This is a genomic window from Cupriavidus oxalaticus (assembly GCF_016894385.1).
Taxonomy (GTDB): Bacteria; Pseudomonadota; Gammaproteobacteria; order Burkholderiales; family Burkholderiaceae; genus Cupriavidus; species Cupriavidus oxalaticus.
On record NZ_CP069812.1, the window covers coordinates 2929174 to 2947848 of the forward strand.

The following is an 18675-nucleotide window of genomic DNA, read 5'->3' on the forward strand; positions in this document are numbered from 1 at the left end:
CAGCCATCCCGCGAATGCGCATTCTCCTTCTCTGCACCGGACTGAAAACTGGCGGCGCCGAACAGCAGGTGGCCGGGTTGGCACAGGCGTTCGTGCGGGATGGGCATGACGTGGCAATCGTGAGCCTCACCCCCGGCTGCGAAGTAACGCTGCCTGCGAGCGCCACGGTCGTGCACCTCAACATGCGCAAGACCGTCACATCGATGGTGCGCGCACTGCGGCAGCTGAACCGGTTTGTCAAACAATGGCAGCCGCAAGTCATCCATGCCCACATGGTGCATGCCAACCTGCTGGCACGCATGCTCGCGGCGGTAACAGCGGCGCCGCCGGTCATCTGCACGGCGCACAGCGCGCGCGAAGGCGGCCGGCTGCGCATGTTGGCCTACCGCCTGACCGACAACCGGGCGGCGTTGACCACACACGTCAGCGAGGCAGGACGGCAGGCCATGATTTCAGCCGGCGCCGTGGCGCCAGAGCGCATTCGCGTTATGCCCAACGGCATCGACACCGCTCTCTTCCGTCCGGATCCGGCACAACGGCAGGCTAGGCGTTCAGCGCTGGGCGTGAACGCAAACACACGGGTCGTCATCAACGTTGGCCGACTGGTGCCCGAGAAGGCCCAGCATGTTTTGCTCGAAGCCATTGCGCGATTGGTGCGCAAAGCAGACTCCGCTAAGTCATCGGCAGACTTGCGCTTGTTCATCGTCGGCGAAGGTCCCGTGCGAAGCGCCCTTGAAGCGTCCATCGGCCGCCTCGGGCTTCAGGGCGTTGTCACCTTACTGGGCATGCGCCAAGACGTACCTGCGTTGCTGAATGCCGCCGACGTGTTTGCGTTGTCGTCGGATATCGAAGGCATGCCGCTGGTCATTGGCGAAGCGCTGTCCAGCGGGTGTGCAGTGGTGGCGACAGACGCGGCCGGTGTAGCGGAACTGCTCGGCAATGCCGGCAAAATCGTACCGCGCGGTAATGCAGAAGCATTGGCTGACGCGCTGGACCGAGCCATGGCGTCCGGCGTCGGCACATACGAGGAGCAGACGGCCCGACGACAGCGCATTGTGGAGAAGTTCAGCCTCGAAGCAGTCGCCCGGCAATGGGTCGATTGCTACGCCGGACTGGCCGGCGTAACAGGCAACAGCATACCGAAGCCTCCCCGATGAGACGACAGGTTGCGAGCAATCTCGCATGGATGCTGACGGAGCGCGGCATGCAGGTCGCGGGCGGCATCGGCATCGTTGCCATGCTGGCACGAGGGCTGGGGCCGGAGGGTTTTGCGCATTTTCAATATGCGCAGGCCGTGGTGTATATAGCGGCGTCGGTAGCGCTGATCTGCGGCGGTGAGGTGGTGATTCCGCGGCTGGTGGCGAACACGGATCCGGTGGCGCAGCATCGGTTGGTGGTGCATGCATTTGGGTTGAGGTTTGGGGCGGGGGTGTTGGCGTATTTGATGATTGGCGCCTTCATGCTTGCAACCAGGCAAGGGCCGGAGACATGGATACCAGCCTTGATACTCGGAATCACCGTCATGCTGCGCGAGCCGTCCGGCATCGTGACGGCATGGATGCAGTCCCATACGCACACACGGCCAAACGCTGTCATCAATATTTCTTCACTGATCGTCAAGGCCGCTGCTGTCGGGTTGTTATTCTGGCTCGGCAACCAGAGTGTGCCCGTCTACGCGGCAGCCATTTCGGTCGAACCCATTCTTGCAGCATTGCTTCTGGCGCAGTTCTACCTGTCCCGCGCACCCACGGCGCACGTCAGCGCGGATGCCGCCCTGGCAAGGGAGCTCTTCAGTAACGGCACGCTGTTCTGGGTCAGCTTCATGCTGATGATGGGCTCACGCCGCGTGGACCAGCTGCTGCTCAAGCCCTTTGTATCGCTGTCCGAATTCGGCGCCTATGCGGCAACCATGCAGATACTGGACAACTTCGTGATGGTCGCCAGCATCTTGGCCGCAGGCATCGCGCCGATGTACGTGTATGCGCAGCCGACATTGGCTCAGGCTCGTCGGAATATCGGGCGAATTGCGTGTGGCATGGTAGTGGTTGGCATCACCGGCTGCGCCATGATCGCCCTATCTGCGCACTGGATTATCCAACTGCTGTACGGCTCAGCGTTCGCATCTGCCGCTGAGCTGTTGCAGCTTGCGGCAATGGTTTCCGCGCTCGTGTTCGCGGACGTTGCTCTCACGCTGCTACCCGTCTATATGCGCCGGCCGCAGTTGGTAGCCCTCAAATGGGGCGTTGTGTTTGCCACCACTATCGTTGTGGACAGCATCGCAATCCCGCACCTCGGGGCGCGCGGAGCCATTCTCGGATATGCGGTGGCCAATCTGCTCGCCATTGCGTTCGGCATCACAATCTGGCTGCGTCAGGCACAAGGGACACCCGCTCAGCACAGGGCAAAGGTATGAACCAACGTAGCCATGGCTGCTTTCTGACTGGGACGCTGAATGCTATGGCGGGGCCGAAGCGGATGACTGAGGTTATCGCTAATGCGCTGGCCGAAAGCGGGCATACCAGCAGCATTCTGAGCCCGTGAGACAGGGAGTTGCTTTCCGCTGCATCCTGCTGTGCGGCATGAGGCGCTGTTCGCCGAACAGCCGTCGTGCAGCCACCGATCGGAGACCACGATGATGCGTCTGAGGGGAACCGGCCTATCTTGGCTGTGCCGACGTAAGTGAAACCAAGTCACACCATGCGTTGGCCCGCTTAGAGACGATCAGTTCGTATGTTGCAGCGGGATCGGCTGTCGGCAGATTTACAACCCCCCTCGGCGCCACCTCGAAGTGCGCAACCTTCCCGCCTCCTGCGTTGAGCTGAACATCTACGCCGTCAGAGCCCGGGCATGGCGCCGCGACTGACAAGGCCAACTCGCTTGATACTCCAGAGAAGAACGCGCGCGTGGGCTTCTTTTCCCCCGGATGAATTTCGATTCTGCCGCCAGGCTCGTATTCGAACTTTCCCCACTGATCGCCAAGTTCAAGCTCTGAAGTCATTGCAAGCTTGAACATCAAATTGCCGTAGGTCTGCCGCCAGTCCGGGTGGCGCTTATAAAAATCATCAAGAAGAATTTCGACTTCGGATAATGTGTAGGGCCGAGTTTTTTCATAGATGTAAGCCGTCACGTCGTCCGTAATTGCGTACTTCCCTTCCAAACGCTTATACGCGGCGCCTATGCCTCGTCCTGACAGAATGGCCTGCGCCGGGATCGTGATAACCGTCTGCATTCCTTCTGGGAGATGTGTCGGAATTGGATCCGCCACAACTGCATAGCGCGCCATGAAGGGCGCGACGCTGAGGCCCTGAACCAGATCGACGTGTGAAGTGTCTACGTCCTTTCCAGCGAGTTGCTCTTTAGAAGCACTCAACAACACATCGCGGTTGAGGGTCATGCTAGATGCAAACACGGTAAACGTTTCGCCGGGCTTCATTATTTCGTTGAGCTCATATACGAGCTGCTTGTAGACTTTCTCGTATCCGATTTGATTGTTGTAAGCTGGCCTCGGGAGGCCCGCCCATTTGGTTCGCGAGTCGATTCGATAAACAGATGCAACAAACACAAATACAGCAGGAAGAGCAACACAGACAATGGCGCCACGCATCGCCTTTGGATTACTCGAAAGAATCTGCCACACGCCGCAACAAATCAAGAGATATACCCAGAACGCTAGCGGAAGGTAATGATGCGGTCCAAATCCTTGGGTTCGGGTAAAAAGAGAAAAAAGCAAAAATATATTTGCATTGATGAAAATCACCTCGGCACGCTTCAATGCGCTCTTGAAGATGAAAAGCTGACCCATTAAGGCGAGTGCAAGATAGAGCACGCCAAAGTGAGCCCCGAAATCATGAAGATGTTCGAAAGGAGGTCTCTGATATGCAATGTAGATAGAGGAATAGCTTGTCTTCAATATGGATTGAACTAGGCCGCCCTGTGCAATCAACAGGCACGTCAGCGCGAACATCCCCGCGACCGCAAAGTTGGCCGCAGTCCTAAGGAACGCTTTCCCCCAAGCTTCTTCGCTCTCGATTCGGGCCAACACCATGCAGTAAATTGGGGCCGTTAAGATGAAAGCAATGATCGAGAACGCGTACCACCGACGCATGAGAAACGGCATCCAGAGCAAAAGCCCAAATAAGATTGCCATGCCTGGCCTGACCCGCTTGCCGAAGCCCGCAGTTCTCACAATAACGAACGCAAGGACAAAAGGAATCAACCCGGCTATGTCGACCCAACCCATGAGCGTCGGCGCCCAGTAGGGAACATAGCAGGCAGCGATGATGGCGGCCAAAACGAAGGCCAGAGTAGGTTTTTCATCATCACGCAAAATTAGGCTTGCCGCTTTCGCTGAAAGCAACACGACCGGCAAGAGGTACGTCAGCGTCGCACCCAAAATATAGCCATACCGATCGTAGCCAAAGACTAAGCTAAATGGCAGAAGCAATGCGGCGGGAAGAGAATTGTAGTCGCTTGCCCAAATTTCCCCCCGCAACTGTCGAGCCCAGTCGCCGATGTTCTGGGTAAACTGCATAGACGACTTCCAGTAGGCGATCCAGTAATTTCGAAAGTCGTTAACGTAAAGATGATGCTCACCATGCAAGTAGAGGGCAACATGAACCGTCGCCATCGCCGCAAATAAAAGTGCAAACAAAACTACTGCAGGGCGATTAATTTTTAGTACTGGCGACATCAATAGTTTTCCTTAACAGGCTGCTGAAGTACTTATCGCGCAAGCGATGAAGCTTCCCCCGTAAGGTCGGGGATGTTATTTTCTCAAAATTCCGGAACTGGGCGTCATCGCATCGAGTTTTTCCGCGTTTTGTCACCCATTTCCGATCTCATTACCGCGATTACTGCAACTACCGATTGTCCCACTGAGCGCATACGCACGAGGTTGTAGGCGCATGCTAAGCACAAGCATTTGGTCGACCTTCTTTAATCCGAACACCATTACCTAGCGCACGCGCCCCACGGTCTTCGCCCATCCAAAGCATTGCTCGATCAGCTCGCGTTTCTGCTGCGAGATGGCATAGCCAGCGCCGCAAGCATTGGCATCGGGAACGGCCGAGCACCGCCTCGGGGTGTTTTGCATCACGTGAGGCGCCACTTTCATCTCAAGGCAAGCCCCAATGGACTCATGCGCGTCATAGCCCGTGTCCGCACCCACGGTGACTTCCCCATCCAGGTTTTCCGCCCCCTGCCTGGCATCGGAGCTTGGCATCGAGGCAACGGACTCGAGCCGGAGCGCCAAGCGGTATATGCGACGCGCGGTGGGCAGCGAACATGTGAGAGCCCTTCGCTTATTAGCGACGAGGGCTGTCAGTCTATCAAGTCATGCGCGCGGGGTGTCGTCTTTGCGGCCGTTGAAGGCGGGAAGTTGGCGGCGGGTTCGATCTGGCTCACGGACTCGACCGTCTCTCGCGTGCCGAAAGACCCAAACCAAAACGGATCCAGATTGTAAAATGCCGGCATCACTGTGGTCAACGCGAGTGACGGACGGCCCCCACCGAGAGCAGCTGAAGGCGAAACCCGGTGGATCTGGTTTAATTAAGAGCGTTATCGTTTCCGAGTCCGCGTATAATAATACCCCCTTCACTCCCCTACTCTTTTCGATGAGCCGAATTGGCAGGCACACCTTTCTCCGCTTCGTTCTCGTTGGGGCCAGCGCCACCGCACTGCATTACGCAGTCATGGCCGGGCTGATATATGCAGCCCAGATCAACCCAAGCAACGCATCGGCCACCGGGTATCTGTTGAGCACCTTCTACAACTACTGTGCCAATGCATATTACACCTTTGAGGGTGGTCACAATCACGCCCGCAGCCTTCCACGCTTTCTGGCCACCGCTGCGGTTGGTCTGGGCATCAACCAAATCGTGCTGCTGGGCCTGATTTCGCTCTCCATACCGGTTATCATCGCGCAATTCGTAGCCACCGCCGCGGTGCTGCTATGGAACTACTTCATCAACGCGATCTGGGCCTTTGCCCGAAGAGATTCCTTATGACGCTCCCTGTTCTCGGCCTCGTCATCCCGTGCTACAACGAAGAGGAAGTACTGCACGAAACGACGGCCCGTCTGATTCCGCTGCTCGGAAAAATGCGTGAAGATGGCCTAATCAGCGACCGCAGCGCGATCTTCTATGTGGATGACGGGAGCCGCGACCGCACTTGGTCGCTCATTGAGAAGTTATCCGGGGTACATCCGGAGGTGTGCGGCATCAAGCTGTCATGTAACCGCGGACATCAGAATGCGCTATTGTGTGGTCTAATGACTGCACCCGGCGACGTCCTTATCAGCATAGACGCTGACCTTCAGGACGATCTGGACGCGATCCCACAGATGGTACGTCACTATCGAAATGGCTGCGATATTGTCTATGGAGTCAGAAGGCGACGCGATACCGATACTTTTTTCAAGCGCTTCACTGCTGAAGGCTATTACAAGCTCATGGCCGCAATGAAGGTCGATATTATTTTTAACCATGCAGATTACCGTCTATTGAGCCGCCGTGCCGTTGAATCACTCTCCGAGTACCGCGAGGTGAATCTTTTCTTGCGTGGACTCGTGCGTCTGCTGGGATACCCCAGCGCCATCGTCGAATACGATCGAGCCGAGCGCTTTGCCGGGGAATCTAAATATCCATTGCGCAAAATGGCATCGTTCGCCTGGCAGGGGATCACCTCATTCTCAATCGCTCCGCTACGGCTTATCACCATGATGGGTTTTGTCGTTTCGATCGGTAGCTTAGCACTTGCTAGTTGGGCACTGATTGTCAAGTTGCTCGTTCACGGCGCCTTCCCGGGTTGGGCATCGACCGTTGTCCCGCTATATTTTCTTGGCGGCGTACAACTCCTGAGTCTAGGCACGATCGGTGAGTACATTGGCAAGATCTACATGGAAAGTAAAGGGCGTCCGAGATTTCATGTTTCACAGCGTTTAGGCCAAGCACTCCAGCAAGATCACTAAAATATCTTCAATTTCTCTGGAAGAGAGCACCTCGAATGCATTTCACCATTTTTCCCTTGACGCATTGGTTATTGGATCGCGCATCAGATACATCCATCCAAGATTGGAGTCAATGCCGTGGAGTTTGGCGGGACCGATAGCTGGCAGATGAGCAGTTCAATACACGACTGAAAGGCTGCTATGAATCAATTCGCCATCCTCTAGGTGGAACGCTTCGCCCATCCCCATAACGGAAAAAATGCTGGGTGGCGAGCCTCTAACTTCCGGCAAAAAATGTGGGTCTATTCAGATTGGATAGATGATGTTGCGATAGCAACATCCTCAACATTAGTTATCAACTATTCCCCACCTTACTAGCGCGCGCAAGAATTCTCCGACCAATTCGGATGAAGCGCCAAGCATTCCGCATAATCAATAGATGTGTAGCAGTCACACCAAGAAACATGAGAAAAAGAATTTGCTCAGATATGCCATTTTTCCAACCCATCACTCCGATGAGCCCGAGGAGCGCATTAACAGCGAGAATGAGAAGGACAATGATATCCTGCCCGATACCTAATCGCAGCAGGACGTGATGAAGGTGCGTCCGGTCGGCTGCCAGTGGATTCCGTCGCTTAACCGCGCGACGAATAACAACAACCAACAGATCGATAAGCACAACACCTAGAATCCACAACATTACCACCGGCGGGACCACTGCAGCATTGGGATTATATCGCTTCTGCGATAATTCCACAGAAAACCAGACGATGGCAAATCCAAGCATCAAGCTTCCGGCATCACCCAGAAATACCTTCATACGGCCTCGAAAGGGATTTCTAAGATTGAAGATAAGAAATCCGGCAACCGCGCCGCAGAAAACTATGCAGACACGCTGAGCAGGAGCATTTCCAATCTCACCCGCAAGGTACGCCAACCAGCCAAATATAATCAGTGCTAAGCCGCCCGCCAAGCCATCAAGGCCGTCGCACATATTCATAGCATTGATGACGGCGACTACGGCGAATAGGGTCATCGGAATACCCCAGTTCGCCAACTCTATCTCCCGCCGGCCGAATAAATCACCTAGTGACTCGAGATATACATTCCCCCATGACGTCATCAAAATCGCGGCAAATAGTTGAGCTCCGAGCTTGGTAACAGGGTTCATCCCATAAAGGTCATCCACAAGCCCAACGACCGCCAGCACAGCCACTCCACCCAACAAGGCAATATAGTATCCTTGTGTACGCAAGAATAGTTGACACCCCACAAGGACCGCGATGGTGATCGCAATACCCCCCACCAAGGGGATAACGCCCTCGTGACGTTTACGCGCATCGGGCCGATCAAGCAACCCACCCATCGTCGCTAGCGGTCGAAGCAATAGTACCGCCAAGGCTGACACCAGAAAGGTAAACGCCGGGACCCAAAAATAATCAAACATAATGGTCAACGAGTAGTTGCAGCATGTGGCATTCTACGCAGCCGAAAACGCCAATAGGTTGCAGACAGAAACATCCGAGCGAGGCTTCGTACATGCCATGCCAGATATCCGAATCGGCGATGGCTGTCTCGGCGAGCATCGTGTCGGACCACGATACGGCCTAGTCGGACTACTCGAAAACCAAGGCACCATGTACGCAGGCAAACGTCAACGTCCTCGCAGTACATGTGAAATCGCTCATCAAATCCATGCAGTTGACGAAATACCTCACTCTTAAATCCCATAAACATACCCGCGACCCAGTCGACGTCGACGTCCACGCCGATGGGATAGTCCGACTTCTGCGCGTCTCCCCGCATACGACAAATCATCCGATCGAGTAATCGCCCAGTCGTGGGTACCCTGCGGGCGCTGTCCTCAATCGTACCCGATGGAGAGGCAATACTCGGAGCAACGATTCCCGTGCGTTCGCCTGACAAGAATGCCAATACTGGGGTAAAAGGATCACCGTCCAAAATCAAGTCAGGATTGAGGACAAAAAAATATGGTGTCCGGCATTGGCAAAAAGCAGCATTGTGATTAGCGCCAAACCCTTTTGGTTTTGTATTTTCAATGAATTCAAAACCATAGTCGTCGACATCATCCAGCTTAATGGCACCACGTGTACCAGGCAGATTTTCGGTGACTATGACGTTCATAGGAATCACCGCACTGACTTCATCCAACTGAGCCAACAGCGGCGTCAGGATACTCGCTTGCCCGTGACTAACAATGGAAACCGTTATCAAACAATCGATCACAGTGAACCCAGCTCCGATCAATGCTTCATTTGATGTTCAATGTGGAACCCGAAACTCGAATTCTCGGGGATCAAAATATTCCCCCACACGTATCCCATCAACGCAACCCAACAACTAATATCCTTGTAGGTGACACTCTCGAAATAAGAATTGAATTCTCGCAAGAAATTAAGCACCGAAGGTGAGCAATTCCTTTCCAAAACCACTCGACATTTCCGCCCCTCAATCCATAATTTTTTCAATTCACGCAATGTCGGCAGCGCCCCGTCTTCAAATAGGATATCTTCCGCATTTAGGCGTCCTTGCCGCCCACCCGAGTTCAACCACTTTAGCTGATATTGCCGCCGCAGAATATTTGTCTTTTCGAACTGTCGCCCAGAGTCGGCACGAGAAACGGACTGGGCGTGAATTCTATGATGATAGAGCGGTTTATTCACATAGCGAAACCGACCGAAGTCAGCAATGCGTAATGCCAACTCCCAGTCCTGAATACCGGAAAACTGATCAGATGTGCCACCAACTTTCAAATATACTGACTTACGGATTACTTTGAGATGAGAGGCAACCATGCCGTCCAACAAATCCGATCGAAGATCATTTTTATCGGAGTAAACGATATTCTCATAGCCACCATATAGCGCGTGCCTGAGAATTTCACCGTTTGAGTCAATATCAATTCTGTCGGAAAAGAAGTAGTCCACCGCAGGATAATCACGGATCTGCATCGTCATTTCCGATAGCGCTTGGGATGGTAGCACATCATCGCAATCCAAAAACGCCAGGTACTCGCCCCTTGCATGCGCCACTGCCTCATTTTGATTTGCCGAGATTCCGCAGTTTTGCTCACGCCGCAATACTCTCAGACGTGTGGAGGTTTTCTCGACAAGAGCGAGGAGCTGTGCAACACGAGGATCGGTAGACGCATCGTCGATACACACCACCTCAAACGAAGCTGCATCCTGTGAGGCAACCGAACTGAGGCACTCGATCAAATACTGATAGTGATTGTAGATCGGGATAATCACTGAAATCAGCGGAGCGCCGGCCAACGCGGGAAGTGCGGCGAATTTGGCCGCAAGTTCGGCTAGCTTTGCAGAGGGTTCATCGTCCACAATCTGTGGGACACCGGCACCTGAACCAGTACTACTGGCATTTGCGGTGCCAAGCACCGTCGCCGACGACAGCTCCTCCATATAGCTAGGATGCTTTCGGTAGCACTCCGCATGCCATGCAATTGCAGTATCCATGAACGATGGATACAGGCCTGGCGGCATAAGTGCTCGAATCTTGCCGGCGGCACACAGCCAGCTATCACCCATTCGGAGATATGATCGCCGCATGCTTTGCGCATGCTGCCGGTAGACCGCACCACGAAGTGGGAAATAAGCCATTTTTGATCCGCGCAGCTTAAGCATGCTCCAGAAAACCCAGTCTTCTTTCGCCCGTAAGGTTTCGTCAAAGCGCAGATGGTTCAGCGCCTCACGCCTGAACAGTCCGCAGTGGATAGGGATTGAAAGCCCTCTCTCCCAACGGAAAAGAAAGTCTGATAACTCGAATGCGGATGTCGAAATAGCACTCTCGACATTGCTACACGATATACGCGTATCATCGCACAGCATGTAGTCAGAGACAGAGACATCCAACCCTGGAGCAATGGCGAAGTGATCGAGTTGGCGGTCGATTTTGTTTGGCACCAATAGATCGTCGGCATCCAGGAACTGGACATAGCTGCCAGTGGCATGTTGAAGGCCGGTGTTTCTTGCGCTTGAGAGCCCTCCATTTTCCTTGCGCACGACTCTCAGGATCGAACGTTCCGAACGTAAGTTCTCCAACTCCCTCTTTGTTCTCGCGTCGGTGCTGCCATCATCGACAACGATAAGTTCGAGCGGCCCGCTATATGCGCCCTCAATCGAGTAAAGCGCATCACGCAGATACACACCTTGGTTGTAGCACGGAATGATTACCGTTACTAACGGCAACACCGGACCGAGACTTTCTATATTCGCTGTCGTCATGAATTGGCTATAGATAGTTCGGAACTTCTGTTAGTCTGCGGCAGAACGCCGTCCATGTATGACGCTCATCAATCAATTTCAGCAACCCGGCAGCTCGTCCTACCGCCAGCTCACGGCTAGACCCAATAGTGCGCAACGCATGGACATACTCCTCGGGTGCCGCTTGCGCCGACACCAGAAAGCCCGTTGTCTCGTCAATCAACTCGCCCACGCCACCAACGTCCGGTGCGATGATAGGAATACCAAGCGCTCCGACTTCAAGAAGCATGTTGGGCATGCCCTCCCAACGTGACGTGAATAGGAATGCGTCATAGACACGCTCGTCGACCAATTCGGTGGGGTCCCCGAAGGGCCCGTGGTATTTCAGGTTGGCCAAGTCAGGCATCGGGTGCTTGCTGCCCACCACGCTCTCACCATAGACGTGAAACTGAATATCAGGGCACTGCATGGCCGTCGCGTATAGAAGATCCACACGCTTTTCCTCGTCCAATCGACCAGCCCAAAGCACATTCATTGTTCCATTGGTGGCAGCAGCGGCACGCACGCGTGACAACTGCATCTGTGCCCGTGATTTCCACTCGCTCTCAGCAATACGGCATGCGTTATACACTGGGATAAATTTCTGACGGAAATTTTCCAACCCATAGATATCAATAGCATCAACCTGAAATCGAGAGTTATCGCTTAACAAACCATCGAGAACATCAATGCTTTGCCTGAGATAGTATTCTGCATAGCCAATACGCTTCGCCAGATCCGGGGTGAACTGAAACGCGAACATACTGCCGTACAAGCGCATCACGCCCCGAAGTCGATGTCCTTCTTGGCAAATGAGCTTCCAGCCGAGGTCGCTATTGATGACATGGAAGACGTCGGGCCTCAGCGTCATCAGGCAGTCTCGCAGGAATGCCAAACGCAATTCCTCTCCTGCCTCAGTAGGCAGGTATTGCCAAAGATTGACCACGTGGACATGTGGTGGCACCGCCAAATCCGGCGTTACCATATCTCTGTCCGTGATCCATATGCTGACACTGCGTCCGCCCTTTGCTTGCGCAATGGCTCGCGCAAACTGTAGCGCTGTACGCTCCGCGCCTCCTTTACCCAGAAAGGGCAACGCGATGATGTGCGTCAATGGCCCATACGTACGACAGTGGATTGCAAGATTGGCATAGAGCCGCAGCGCGATGCGCTGAACCGCCTCCTGATCAACCGCATCCTTCGACAGATACGGATTGAACGAATGCTTAACAGGCTGCTGAAATACCTCCAGCGGAAGTCAGCGCGACAGCCGGGTGAAGCGTTGATTTGAGGATCCCATCCAACCTCACATTTATGCGCGGCGCAGACACCTTCTCCGAAAGCCTGTTCACCATGCGGAGGCTGGATGATTTCGTGCCAAAGTCCCACCCGCTGCGCTCGATCCGCACTATGGCCAACCTGGCGCTGGTGAAGATGAACCGGTTGTTCGCGCAGATGTACGAGGCCGACATTAAGGGCGGCCGGCCCAGCATCGCGCCGGAGAAGTTGCTGCGGGCCATGCTGCTGCAGGTGCTCTACAGCATTCGCTCCGAACGCCAGCTCATGGAGCAGACGCAATACAACCTGCTGTTTCGCTGGTTCATCGGGCTGTCGATGGACGATACAGTTTGGGTGCCCACGGTCTTTACCAAGAACCGCGAACGGCTGATCAAGCATGATGCGGTGATCGAGTTCTTCAACGAAGTGCTGGCCATCGCGCAGAAGAAGGACTGGCTGTCGGGCGAGCACTTCAGCGTCGACGGCACGCTGATTCAAGCGTGGGCGGGCCACAAGAGCTTCGTGCGCAAGGATGGCGGCGACGAAGACGACAACGACGGCGCCAACTTCAAGGGTCGCAAGCGCGGCAACGACACGCACGAGTCCAAGACCGATCCCGATGCCAGGCTCTACCGCAAGGGCAAGACCGCCAGTGCACTGCGCTACATGGGTCATACCCTGAGCGACAACCGCCACGGCCTGGTGGTGAGCGCGATGGTCACCAATGCGGACGGACATGCCGAGCGCGAGGCCGCCAAAGTCATGCTAAATGATGCCAGGCAGGTGGCTGAGGACCTGGATGTGGAAGTCACCGTGGGCGCGGATAAGGGCTACGACGCCGAAGAATTCATTCAGGCATGCCTGGAGATGAAGGTGACGCCCCACGTGGCACAGAACACCTCGGGGCGGCGCTCGGCCGTTCCGGACGAGATCGCCAACAGCACCGGTTATGCGATCTCGCAGCAGAAGCGCAAGTTGATCGAACAAGGCTTTGGCTGGGCCAAGACCGTGGGGCGCATGCGCCATGTGATGGTGCGCGGCCTGAAGAAGGTTGACCAGATGTTTGTGCTGAGCATGGCCGCCTACAACCTCGTGCGCATGCGCTCGCTGGGACAAATCCGTCCGCAGTTGCCGTAATCGCGGTAATGAGGCCGGAATCAGGTACCAAATCGCTGATAAAGTCGATGCAGTGACGTTCGGCTTCCGGATTGTGAAAAATCACAAACCAATCAGCCTTGCAGGGGAAGCTTCGCCGCTTGCGCGGCGAGTACTTCAGCAGCCTGTTAAGATGATGCAACAGGTTCCCGTCGAGTTCTGCCTTTCGCAGAGCGAGCAGGATTGGGCCGAACTTCTCCCTCATGCGCCATTTGGCAGCTTGCGAGAGTGGAGCACGATGATACAAGTATCGTGCAAGGCGAAGCGTACGATTTGACAGTGTCATAGCATAGCGTTTTCTGCTCGAACCGGTTGTTAGCGCGGTGCTTCTCGGTCACCACGCCTCTCGGGCACTAGTTCGACGGCCGGTCTAATTCACCGGTACTCAAGTTTGCTGGGACTTTGCCTCACGTCCGCGTGACGCTAGAATCGCCAACGTCAGCCATCAGAGATATCCCGGGACCTTGGTGATGACGGAACGGAAATGCTCCATTGCATGTCGACCGTTCAGCAATTTCACCGCATTTTCCCAAAGTGCACGACCGCATTCGGGACCATCAATCACTGAGCGAATCCCGCTTACGTAGTCCTCTGCATTATCAGGACAGGACACCGGGACGCCTGTCTTCTCCGTTATGAACTCCCCCACGCCCCCTACACTCGAAGCGACGATGGGAAGGCCCGCTGCAGTAGCATCCAAAAGAACAATCGGTAGGCCATCCCATGCCGACGTATAAAGGAAAGCCGAATATTTTCCATCTTCAACCAGCTGATCAAGAGATTCAAACGGGCCGTTCACCGTGACATTTCCGAGCCTGGCTAAGCGCTTCGCCAGTTCCTGTTCTTCCGGACTACTACCACAGCCATGCACGTCGAAGCGGACGTCCGGCATTAGCGAAGCAATTCTCTCGAGTAAATCCACACGCTTCTGCCTGCTGAAGCGTGCCGCCCACAGAATCGATCGCCCACTGCCAGCGCGATACCGTGGCCGAGCGCTCAGAGCATGCGGAAAGTACAAGGTATGGAGCTTACTGACATCTGCACCGAAACGCCGTGCCAGCTCTCTCGGATAGGCCTGCGTATCACAGAAGATACCCTCGATGTATGGCAGACAACCCGGTAGATAGACATCGGCATAGCTCCATCTCACGCCGTCGCTGTCATAATCGTCACAAAATACACTGGCAAATATCGACTTTCCAATCGCGCGCAAGGATTTGCCGTGGCTGCGTACTAGCTCCCAGCCCAACGGGGCATTGATTAGATGGATCGTCCGCGCCGAGGACTGTAGCAGAATTCTGGCCAACACCATCAGCCGCTCCACGGCGGATAGATTGCGTGACATTTGACCGAACGGAAGGAAACCGACGCCCTCCGGTAATCGATTCGACCAAGGTGACTCTGCATCCAGGGTGGTGATCACCAGCACTGATTTTCCCGCCGCGACAGCCGCTTCCGCGTGATAAATAATCCCTTGATCAGCGCCACCATGCTTCAGCCACGGCGCGAGGATGATCAAATCCGGGCGAAGTTGACGCACTGCGGGGTAGCACTCAGCATACAGTTCACCTGCTGCGGGCTGTAGCGGCAGGTGATATCGCTGAAATTGCGTGAGTAATTCGTGCCTCGGATGCAGCGAGGGTTCAATATGAGCAAGCTCGCGCATTTCCTCGATAGCCCAGTCCGGCAAAATTCCGGATCTCCCCTCCTGAACGGCTTCAGATGTCTCGCGGTTCGCCTCTATTCCCGGATTCGACGCGTGGACAACTACACGCTGCGCTGCCGAATGCACCTCGGTTTGCCGAAATCGTATGCTGTGCCCCTGCACCAATGTCAACTTGGTGTAGTGCAGCAACGTCTCAATCCGATTGCTTGTGGACGGTGGCAGTAACCGGATGACCGGCTTGACGATGGATCGCCAGGTTACACGGACAGCCTTCTTCATCAAGGGCTTCATCGCATAACTCCGCTTCCGCCATAAGCTGCCTCTTTCCAGCGCTCAGGCTCATCAAAAAAACGGCTAGGTCTGACGATGGCGCCACCTTGCGCCATCTCGGTTACCATCGACGAGGCCTTGCGTCGATAGAACAGCGCCGTCTTGGGTGCAGTCACGTGACGGATGCCATCGGCCACTGTCTCAAGATTCCAATGCCAGTCTTCAAAGCCAAAGCCGGTCTCGCGAAGCCGCGTCGGTTGATAAGGATGCTGTTTGTAAATGTCCCGCAATCCAAATGAGCATGAAATCCATGGATGCACCATCATGCAACTTGCCATCGGATAGTTCCCTCGATCCATATCGAACGTCTCCGCAACGCAATGTACGGCACCAAACGAGACCGTCAGCTCGGGATGAACAATCACACGCCCGGCCGCTGCCTCCGCCGTGCGCAACGCCTCCGTAAGCCAATTTTTTGAGTAGTAATCGTCCCCATCGAGGATGGCAATGTAGAGAGCATGTGCCGACGCTATGCCATCATTACGCGACGCAGCTAGATCACCGTTTTGCACCCGAAGAATTTGGTCGTCATGCCTGATTGCGGGATGACTGGTAACGATGCGAGTAGTCTCTTCATCCGCCGAATCAAGCACCGCTACCAGTTCGACCGCGATGCCAGCAGCCTCCGCCGCTGTGCGCACACGCAAAAAACCCAGCAACGCAAAATTGGCCAAGACCTGTTCCCGGTGAAAGGTCATGACCACACTAATAGCTGGAATTGCAGCTCGGTCGGAATTGCTATGAAGCGATTGCATCTTGAGTTCCTAACGCTGTTTTCTCGAGACGAAGGCAAACCGGCGTTTTTCGCCTTGTGCAGCATTTGAACGCAACGTTTCATTCTCAAGTCTGAGGGCGGCAGCTTTCGCTTCCTGCTCGTCAATCGCAGCCTTGAGTTCATCAACATAGGCTAACGTGCGCGTCCGGTTGTCCTCAAGCCACTGTTTGCCTTCGAGTACAGCATCAAGATAGGTGCGTAGGTTTTTCAGGTCCTCCCCGAGACGTTCACGCTCACGTGCCATCGCATCTGAACACATTTCTGCGGCAAGCCCGCCGAAATCTACCGCCGCCTGATACACCGACGGACGTGACTTCGCTAGGCCCACGTTCTTTGCACATGCAAGAAGCCGGCTGATTCGGTCGACAATGAAACCCACCTCCCTAGGCTCAAAGGAGGGGGGATCATAGTCAGCTTCAATCGAGCTCAGGTGCCCGCCTACTCTCCTCATGACACTGACGGCTGTCGTTTGCCATGTGGTGCGAGCCGTCTCATGTTCGCCATCCGCTACAAACATGGAACCAAGCAGCCATGCGGCATCCACGGTCTTGGTTAGCAGCGTGATGCTGTAAGCGGCAGCGTCAGCCTGCAGTACACTCTGCAGCATTGCGCGTGCATCATCACGCCGTCCAGCGTCCAGATAGACCAGAGCCATTACATAGCGCAGCGAAATGCCCCAGCGATGAGCATTGGGATTTCCAGGGGGAGTTGCTATATAGTCCTCAATCTGCGTGGAGATTTGTTCGAAGTTACCCTCGAATTGCTGGTCCAGCAGACGATATGCAAGTATTGTCAATGCGGCGCCACGATCGGCACTGCCACGAGTGCTTGCCTCCGACACATGGTGAGCCCATTTCACCTGAAGCGTTGATGACTCCGTGCGCAAACCCATCGCCACGAGGGATCTGACCAGCCATGGATTCTCATAGTCGCGACCAAAGGCCAGCGCATTGCCAGCCGTCTCACGCTCCGTCACGGAGAAACTCCGTTCGACGTACGGCACATGTGTGCCGACAAGAGGACTTTTCATGGCGACGCAGAGCCACCATTCGGCCTCGGCTGGGTCAACATCGACCCCGGGGAGCTCCGTGATGGAACGGGGACGGCTAATCCATTCACACTGGGCATCCAGCCTTTTGACTCGATCTGCCGTCTGGCTGAAGATTGTCTCGATGTCAAACTGCATGCGCAGCTGCCGACGGAACTTATCTAGTGTGTAAACATGAAGATGGAATGGATTCGGATCCTCACCCGTTTCATCACTCCAGTCGTTGGGCACGCTACCAATGAAGCGCCCGCCTGGCGCGAGCACTCGGTTGAATTCTGCTAGAAGGCCTTCCGGATCCTGCACGTGCTCTAGAGTCTCGAAGCTAATAACGAGATCCACGCTATTGTCAGCAACGGAACTCAGGCACTGAGGCAGAAACCCCTCCCGAAACTCCAACATCGCCTCCGGAGACACATAGTTGCGTGCTGCGTACTCTGCCGCATATTCACTACCATCAATGCCGATAACCTTGCTGGCCTTCGTACCGGTCCAAATCAAGTAGCTGCCATACCCCAGACCGCAGGCAGCGTCGAGCACCACATCTCCCGGTCGCACAAACTGCGCCGCGAGTTGATAGCGAAACACATGTGCGTCGGAGCGGCTACCGCTCTCCCGCAGCATATCCATGTGCAAATCACGCTCATCCTTCAGCTTATCAAGCGGATACAAGTCCCACGCCGTTTCGGGAATCTTTTCGAGTGGAATCACGATCCAAGGGCCATCGTGCTGCAAGGCTGCGTAGTCTGCTGCCTGGTAGTAGCACGGATGCTTACGCCACCCTGCTGCAAAGCATGCGGCTTCCCACCATGCGCGGTTGCCGACGCTTCGGAACGCTATGCTAACCTCACCATCCTGTAAGGTCGGTACACGCAAAAGCATGTTGCGCCGGCATATCCGGCGCAAATTCTTCAGGGCAGTGTCCAGGTTTGCCGGCTCCAGGTATTCAAGGCAATCAGTCACCACAACCGTGTCAAAATCCGATGATCCGAACGGGAGAATCGGAAGTGCGCCACGCCCGCTGCCTTCATCCTCCTCATTAGGGACAAAGGCATTACCATCAAAACCAAAACGTCGCAGTGCACGCAACACGGCGCCGGCAGATCGCCCGACGTCTAGAACCTTGCCTAGTCCGAAGAACGCGCGCACCTGCTTCGCGACGAAAGAAGTGTCTTTTGCTTTCACTACTAGATCCTATTT

Annotated in this window: 13 protein-coding genes and 1 pseudogene; 5 read left to right on the forward strand and 9 right to left on the reverse strand. The window is 55.0% G+C overall.

What is annotated here, in order from left to right; genetic code table 11:
- The first annotated feature begins 14 nt into the window (after positions 1-14).
- A complete protein-coding gene (locus JTE92_RS25970) occupies positions 15-1157 on the forward strand; it encodes a glycosyltransferase (protein WP_063240549.1) in 1143 nt (380 codons plus the stop codon).
- Positions 1154-2413, forward strand: a complete 1260-nt coding sequence (locus JTE92_RS25975) for a lipopolysaccharide biosynthesis protein (protein ID WP_063240550.1) — start codon at positions 1154-1156, stop codon at positions 2411-2413. The genes JTE92_RS25970 and JTE92_RS25975 overlap by 4 nt, the downstream gene beginning before the upstream one ends.
- Before the next feature lie 243 nt (positions 2414-2656).
- On the opposite strand, the gene JTE92_RS25980 is transcribed toward JTE92_RS25975, so the two are convergent.
- The gene (locus JTE92_RS25980) at positions 2657-4690 is read right to left on the reverse strand and encodes a hypothetical protein (protein WP_147318581.1); all 2034 of its coding nucleotides are present in this window, start codon (positions 4688-4690) and stop codon (positions 2657-2659) included.
- A 104-nt stretch (positions 4691-4794) separates the two neighbouring features.
- Positions 4795-5212: pseudogene (locus JTE92_RS25985) on the reverse strand (transposase); the annotation flags it as partial.
- 250 nt (positions 5213-5462) lie between these two features.
- On the opposite strand from JTE92_RS25985, the gene JTE92_RS25990 reads away from it, so the two are divergent.
- A complete protein-coding gene (locus JTE92_RS25990) occupies positions 5463-6005 on the forward strand; it encodes a GtrA family protein (RefSeq protein ID WP_169834842.1) in 543 nt (180 codons plus the stop codon).
- Positions 6002-6967, forward strand: coding sequence for a glycosyltransferase family 2 protein (locus tag JTE92_RS25995; protein WP_063240554.1), 966 nt, complete (start codon positions 6002-6004; stop codon positions 6965-6967). The genes JTE92_RS25990 and JTE92_RS25995 overlap by 4 nt, the downstream gene beginning before the upstream one ends.
- 334 nt (positions 6968-7301) lie before the next feature.
- On the opposite strand, the gene JTE92_RS26000 is transcribed toward JTE92_RS25995, so the two are convergent.
- From JTE92_RS26000 to JTE92_RS26015, 4 genes are all read right to left on the reverse strand, one after another.
- Positions 7302-8393, reverse strand: coding sequence for an MraY family glycosyltransferase (locus tag JTE92_RS26000; RefSeq protein ID WP_084254726.1), 1092 nt, complete (start codon positions 8391-8393; stop codon positions 7302-7304).
- Positions 8394-8398: 5 nt separating this feature from the next.
- A complete protein-coding gene (locus JTE92_RS26005; protein ID WP_116386862.1) occupies positions 8399-9091 on the reverse strand; it encodes a glycosyltransferase family 2 protein in 693 nt (230 codons plus the stop codon).
- Between the two features lie 119 nt (positions 9092-9210).
- Positions 9211-11208 carry a glycosyltransferase family 2 protein gene (locus tag JTE92_RS26010; protein WP_084254723.1) on the reverse strand — a complete coding sequence of 666 codons (1998 nt, stop codon included), beginning with the start codon at positions 11206-11208 and terminating at the stop codon, positions 9211-9213.
- A gap of 7 nt (positions 11209-11215) precedes the next feature.
- A complete protein-coding gene (locus JTE92_RS26015) occupies positions 11216-12340 on the reverse strand; it encodes a glycosyltransferase family 4 protein (protein ID WP_147318582.1) in 1125 nt (374 codons plus the stop codon).
- 200 nt (positions 12341-12540) lie between these two features.
- On the opposite strand from JTE92_RS26015, the gene JTE92_RS26020 reads away from it, so the two are divergent.
- Positions 12541-13641, forward strand: coding sequence for an IS5 family transposase (locus tag JTE92_RS26020; RefSeq protein ID WP_063242167.1), 1101 nt, complete (start codon positions 12541-12543; stop codon positions 13639-13641).
- Positions 13642-14104: 463 nt separating this feature from the next.
- Here JTE92_RS26020 and JTE92_RS26025 read toward each other — a convergent pair whose 3' ends face one another.
- Genes JTE92_RS26025 through JTE92_RS26035 form a run of 3 tightly spaced genes read right to left on the reverse strand, consistent with a single transcriptional unit; the run spans position 14105 to position 18660 of the window.
- Entirely contained in the window at positions 14105-15616 is a 1512-nt protein-coding gene (locus JTE92_RS26025) for a glycosyltransferase family 4 protein (protein WP_084254681.1), read from the reverse strand.
- Positions 15613-16410: a glycosyltransferase family 2 protein gene (locus tag JTE92_RS26030; protein ID WP_198065750.1), complete on the reverse strand. Its 798-nt coding sequence runs from the start codon at positions 16408-16410 to the stop codon at positions 15613-15615. Before JTE92_RS26030 ends, JTE92_RS26025 begins: the two co-directional genes overlap by 4 nt.
- Positions 16411-16419: 9 nt before the next feature.
- Complete coding sequence (locus tag JTE92_RS26035; protein ID WP_147318583.1) at positions 16420-18660, reverse strand: class I SAM-dependent methyltransferase; 2241 nt, start codon at positions 18658-18660, stop codon at positions 16420-16422.
- Between the last annotated feature and the right edge of the window lie 15 nt (positions 18661-18675).

Coding starts and splice junctions, on each gene's coding strand:
- JTE92_RS25970 (WP_063240549.1), top strand. CDS start 15: ATGCGCATTCTCCTTCTCTGCACCGGACTGAAAACTGGCGGCGCCGAA.
- JTE92_RS26005 (WP_116386862.1), bottom strand. CDS start 9,091: ATGAACGTCATAGTCACCGAAAATCTGCCTGGTACACGTGGTGCCATT.
- JTE92_RS25980 (WP_147318581.1), bottom strand. CDS start 4,690: ATGTCGCCAGTACTAAAAATTAATCGCCCTGCAGTAGTTTTGTTTGCA.
- JTE92_RS25975 (WP_063240550.1), top strand. CDS start 1,154: ATGAGACGACAGGTTGCGAGCAATCTCGCATGGATGCTGACGGAGCGC.
- JTE92_RS25995 (WP_063240554.1), top strand. CDS start 6,002: ATGACGCTCCCTGTTCTCGGCCTCGTCATCCCGTGCTACAACGAAGAG.
- JTE92_RS26025 (WP_084254681.1), bottom strand. CDS start 15,616: ATGAAGCCCTTGATGAAGAAGGCTGTCCGTGTAACCTGGCGATCCATC.
- JTE92_RS26000 (WP_084254726.1), bottom strand. CDS start 8,393: ATGTTTGATTATTTTTGGGTCCCGGCGTTTACCTTTCTGGTGTCAGCC.
- JTE92_RS26010 (WP_084254723.1), bottom strand. CDS start 11,208: ATGACGACAGCGAATATAGAAAGTCTCGGTCCGGTGTTGCCGTTAGTA.
- JTE92_RS25990 (WP_169834842.1), top strand. CDS start 5,463: ATGCCGGCATCACTGTGGTCAACGCGAGTGACGGACGGCCCCCACCGA.
- JTE92_RS26020 (WP_063242167.1), top strand. CDS start 12,541: ATGCGCGGCGCAGACACCTTCTCCGAAAGCCTGTTCACCATGCGGAGG.
- JTE92_RS26030 (WP_198065750.1), bottom strand. CDS start 16,410: ATGCAATCGCTTCATAGCAATTCCGACCGAGCTGCAATTCCAGCTATT.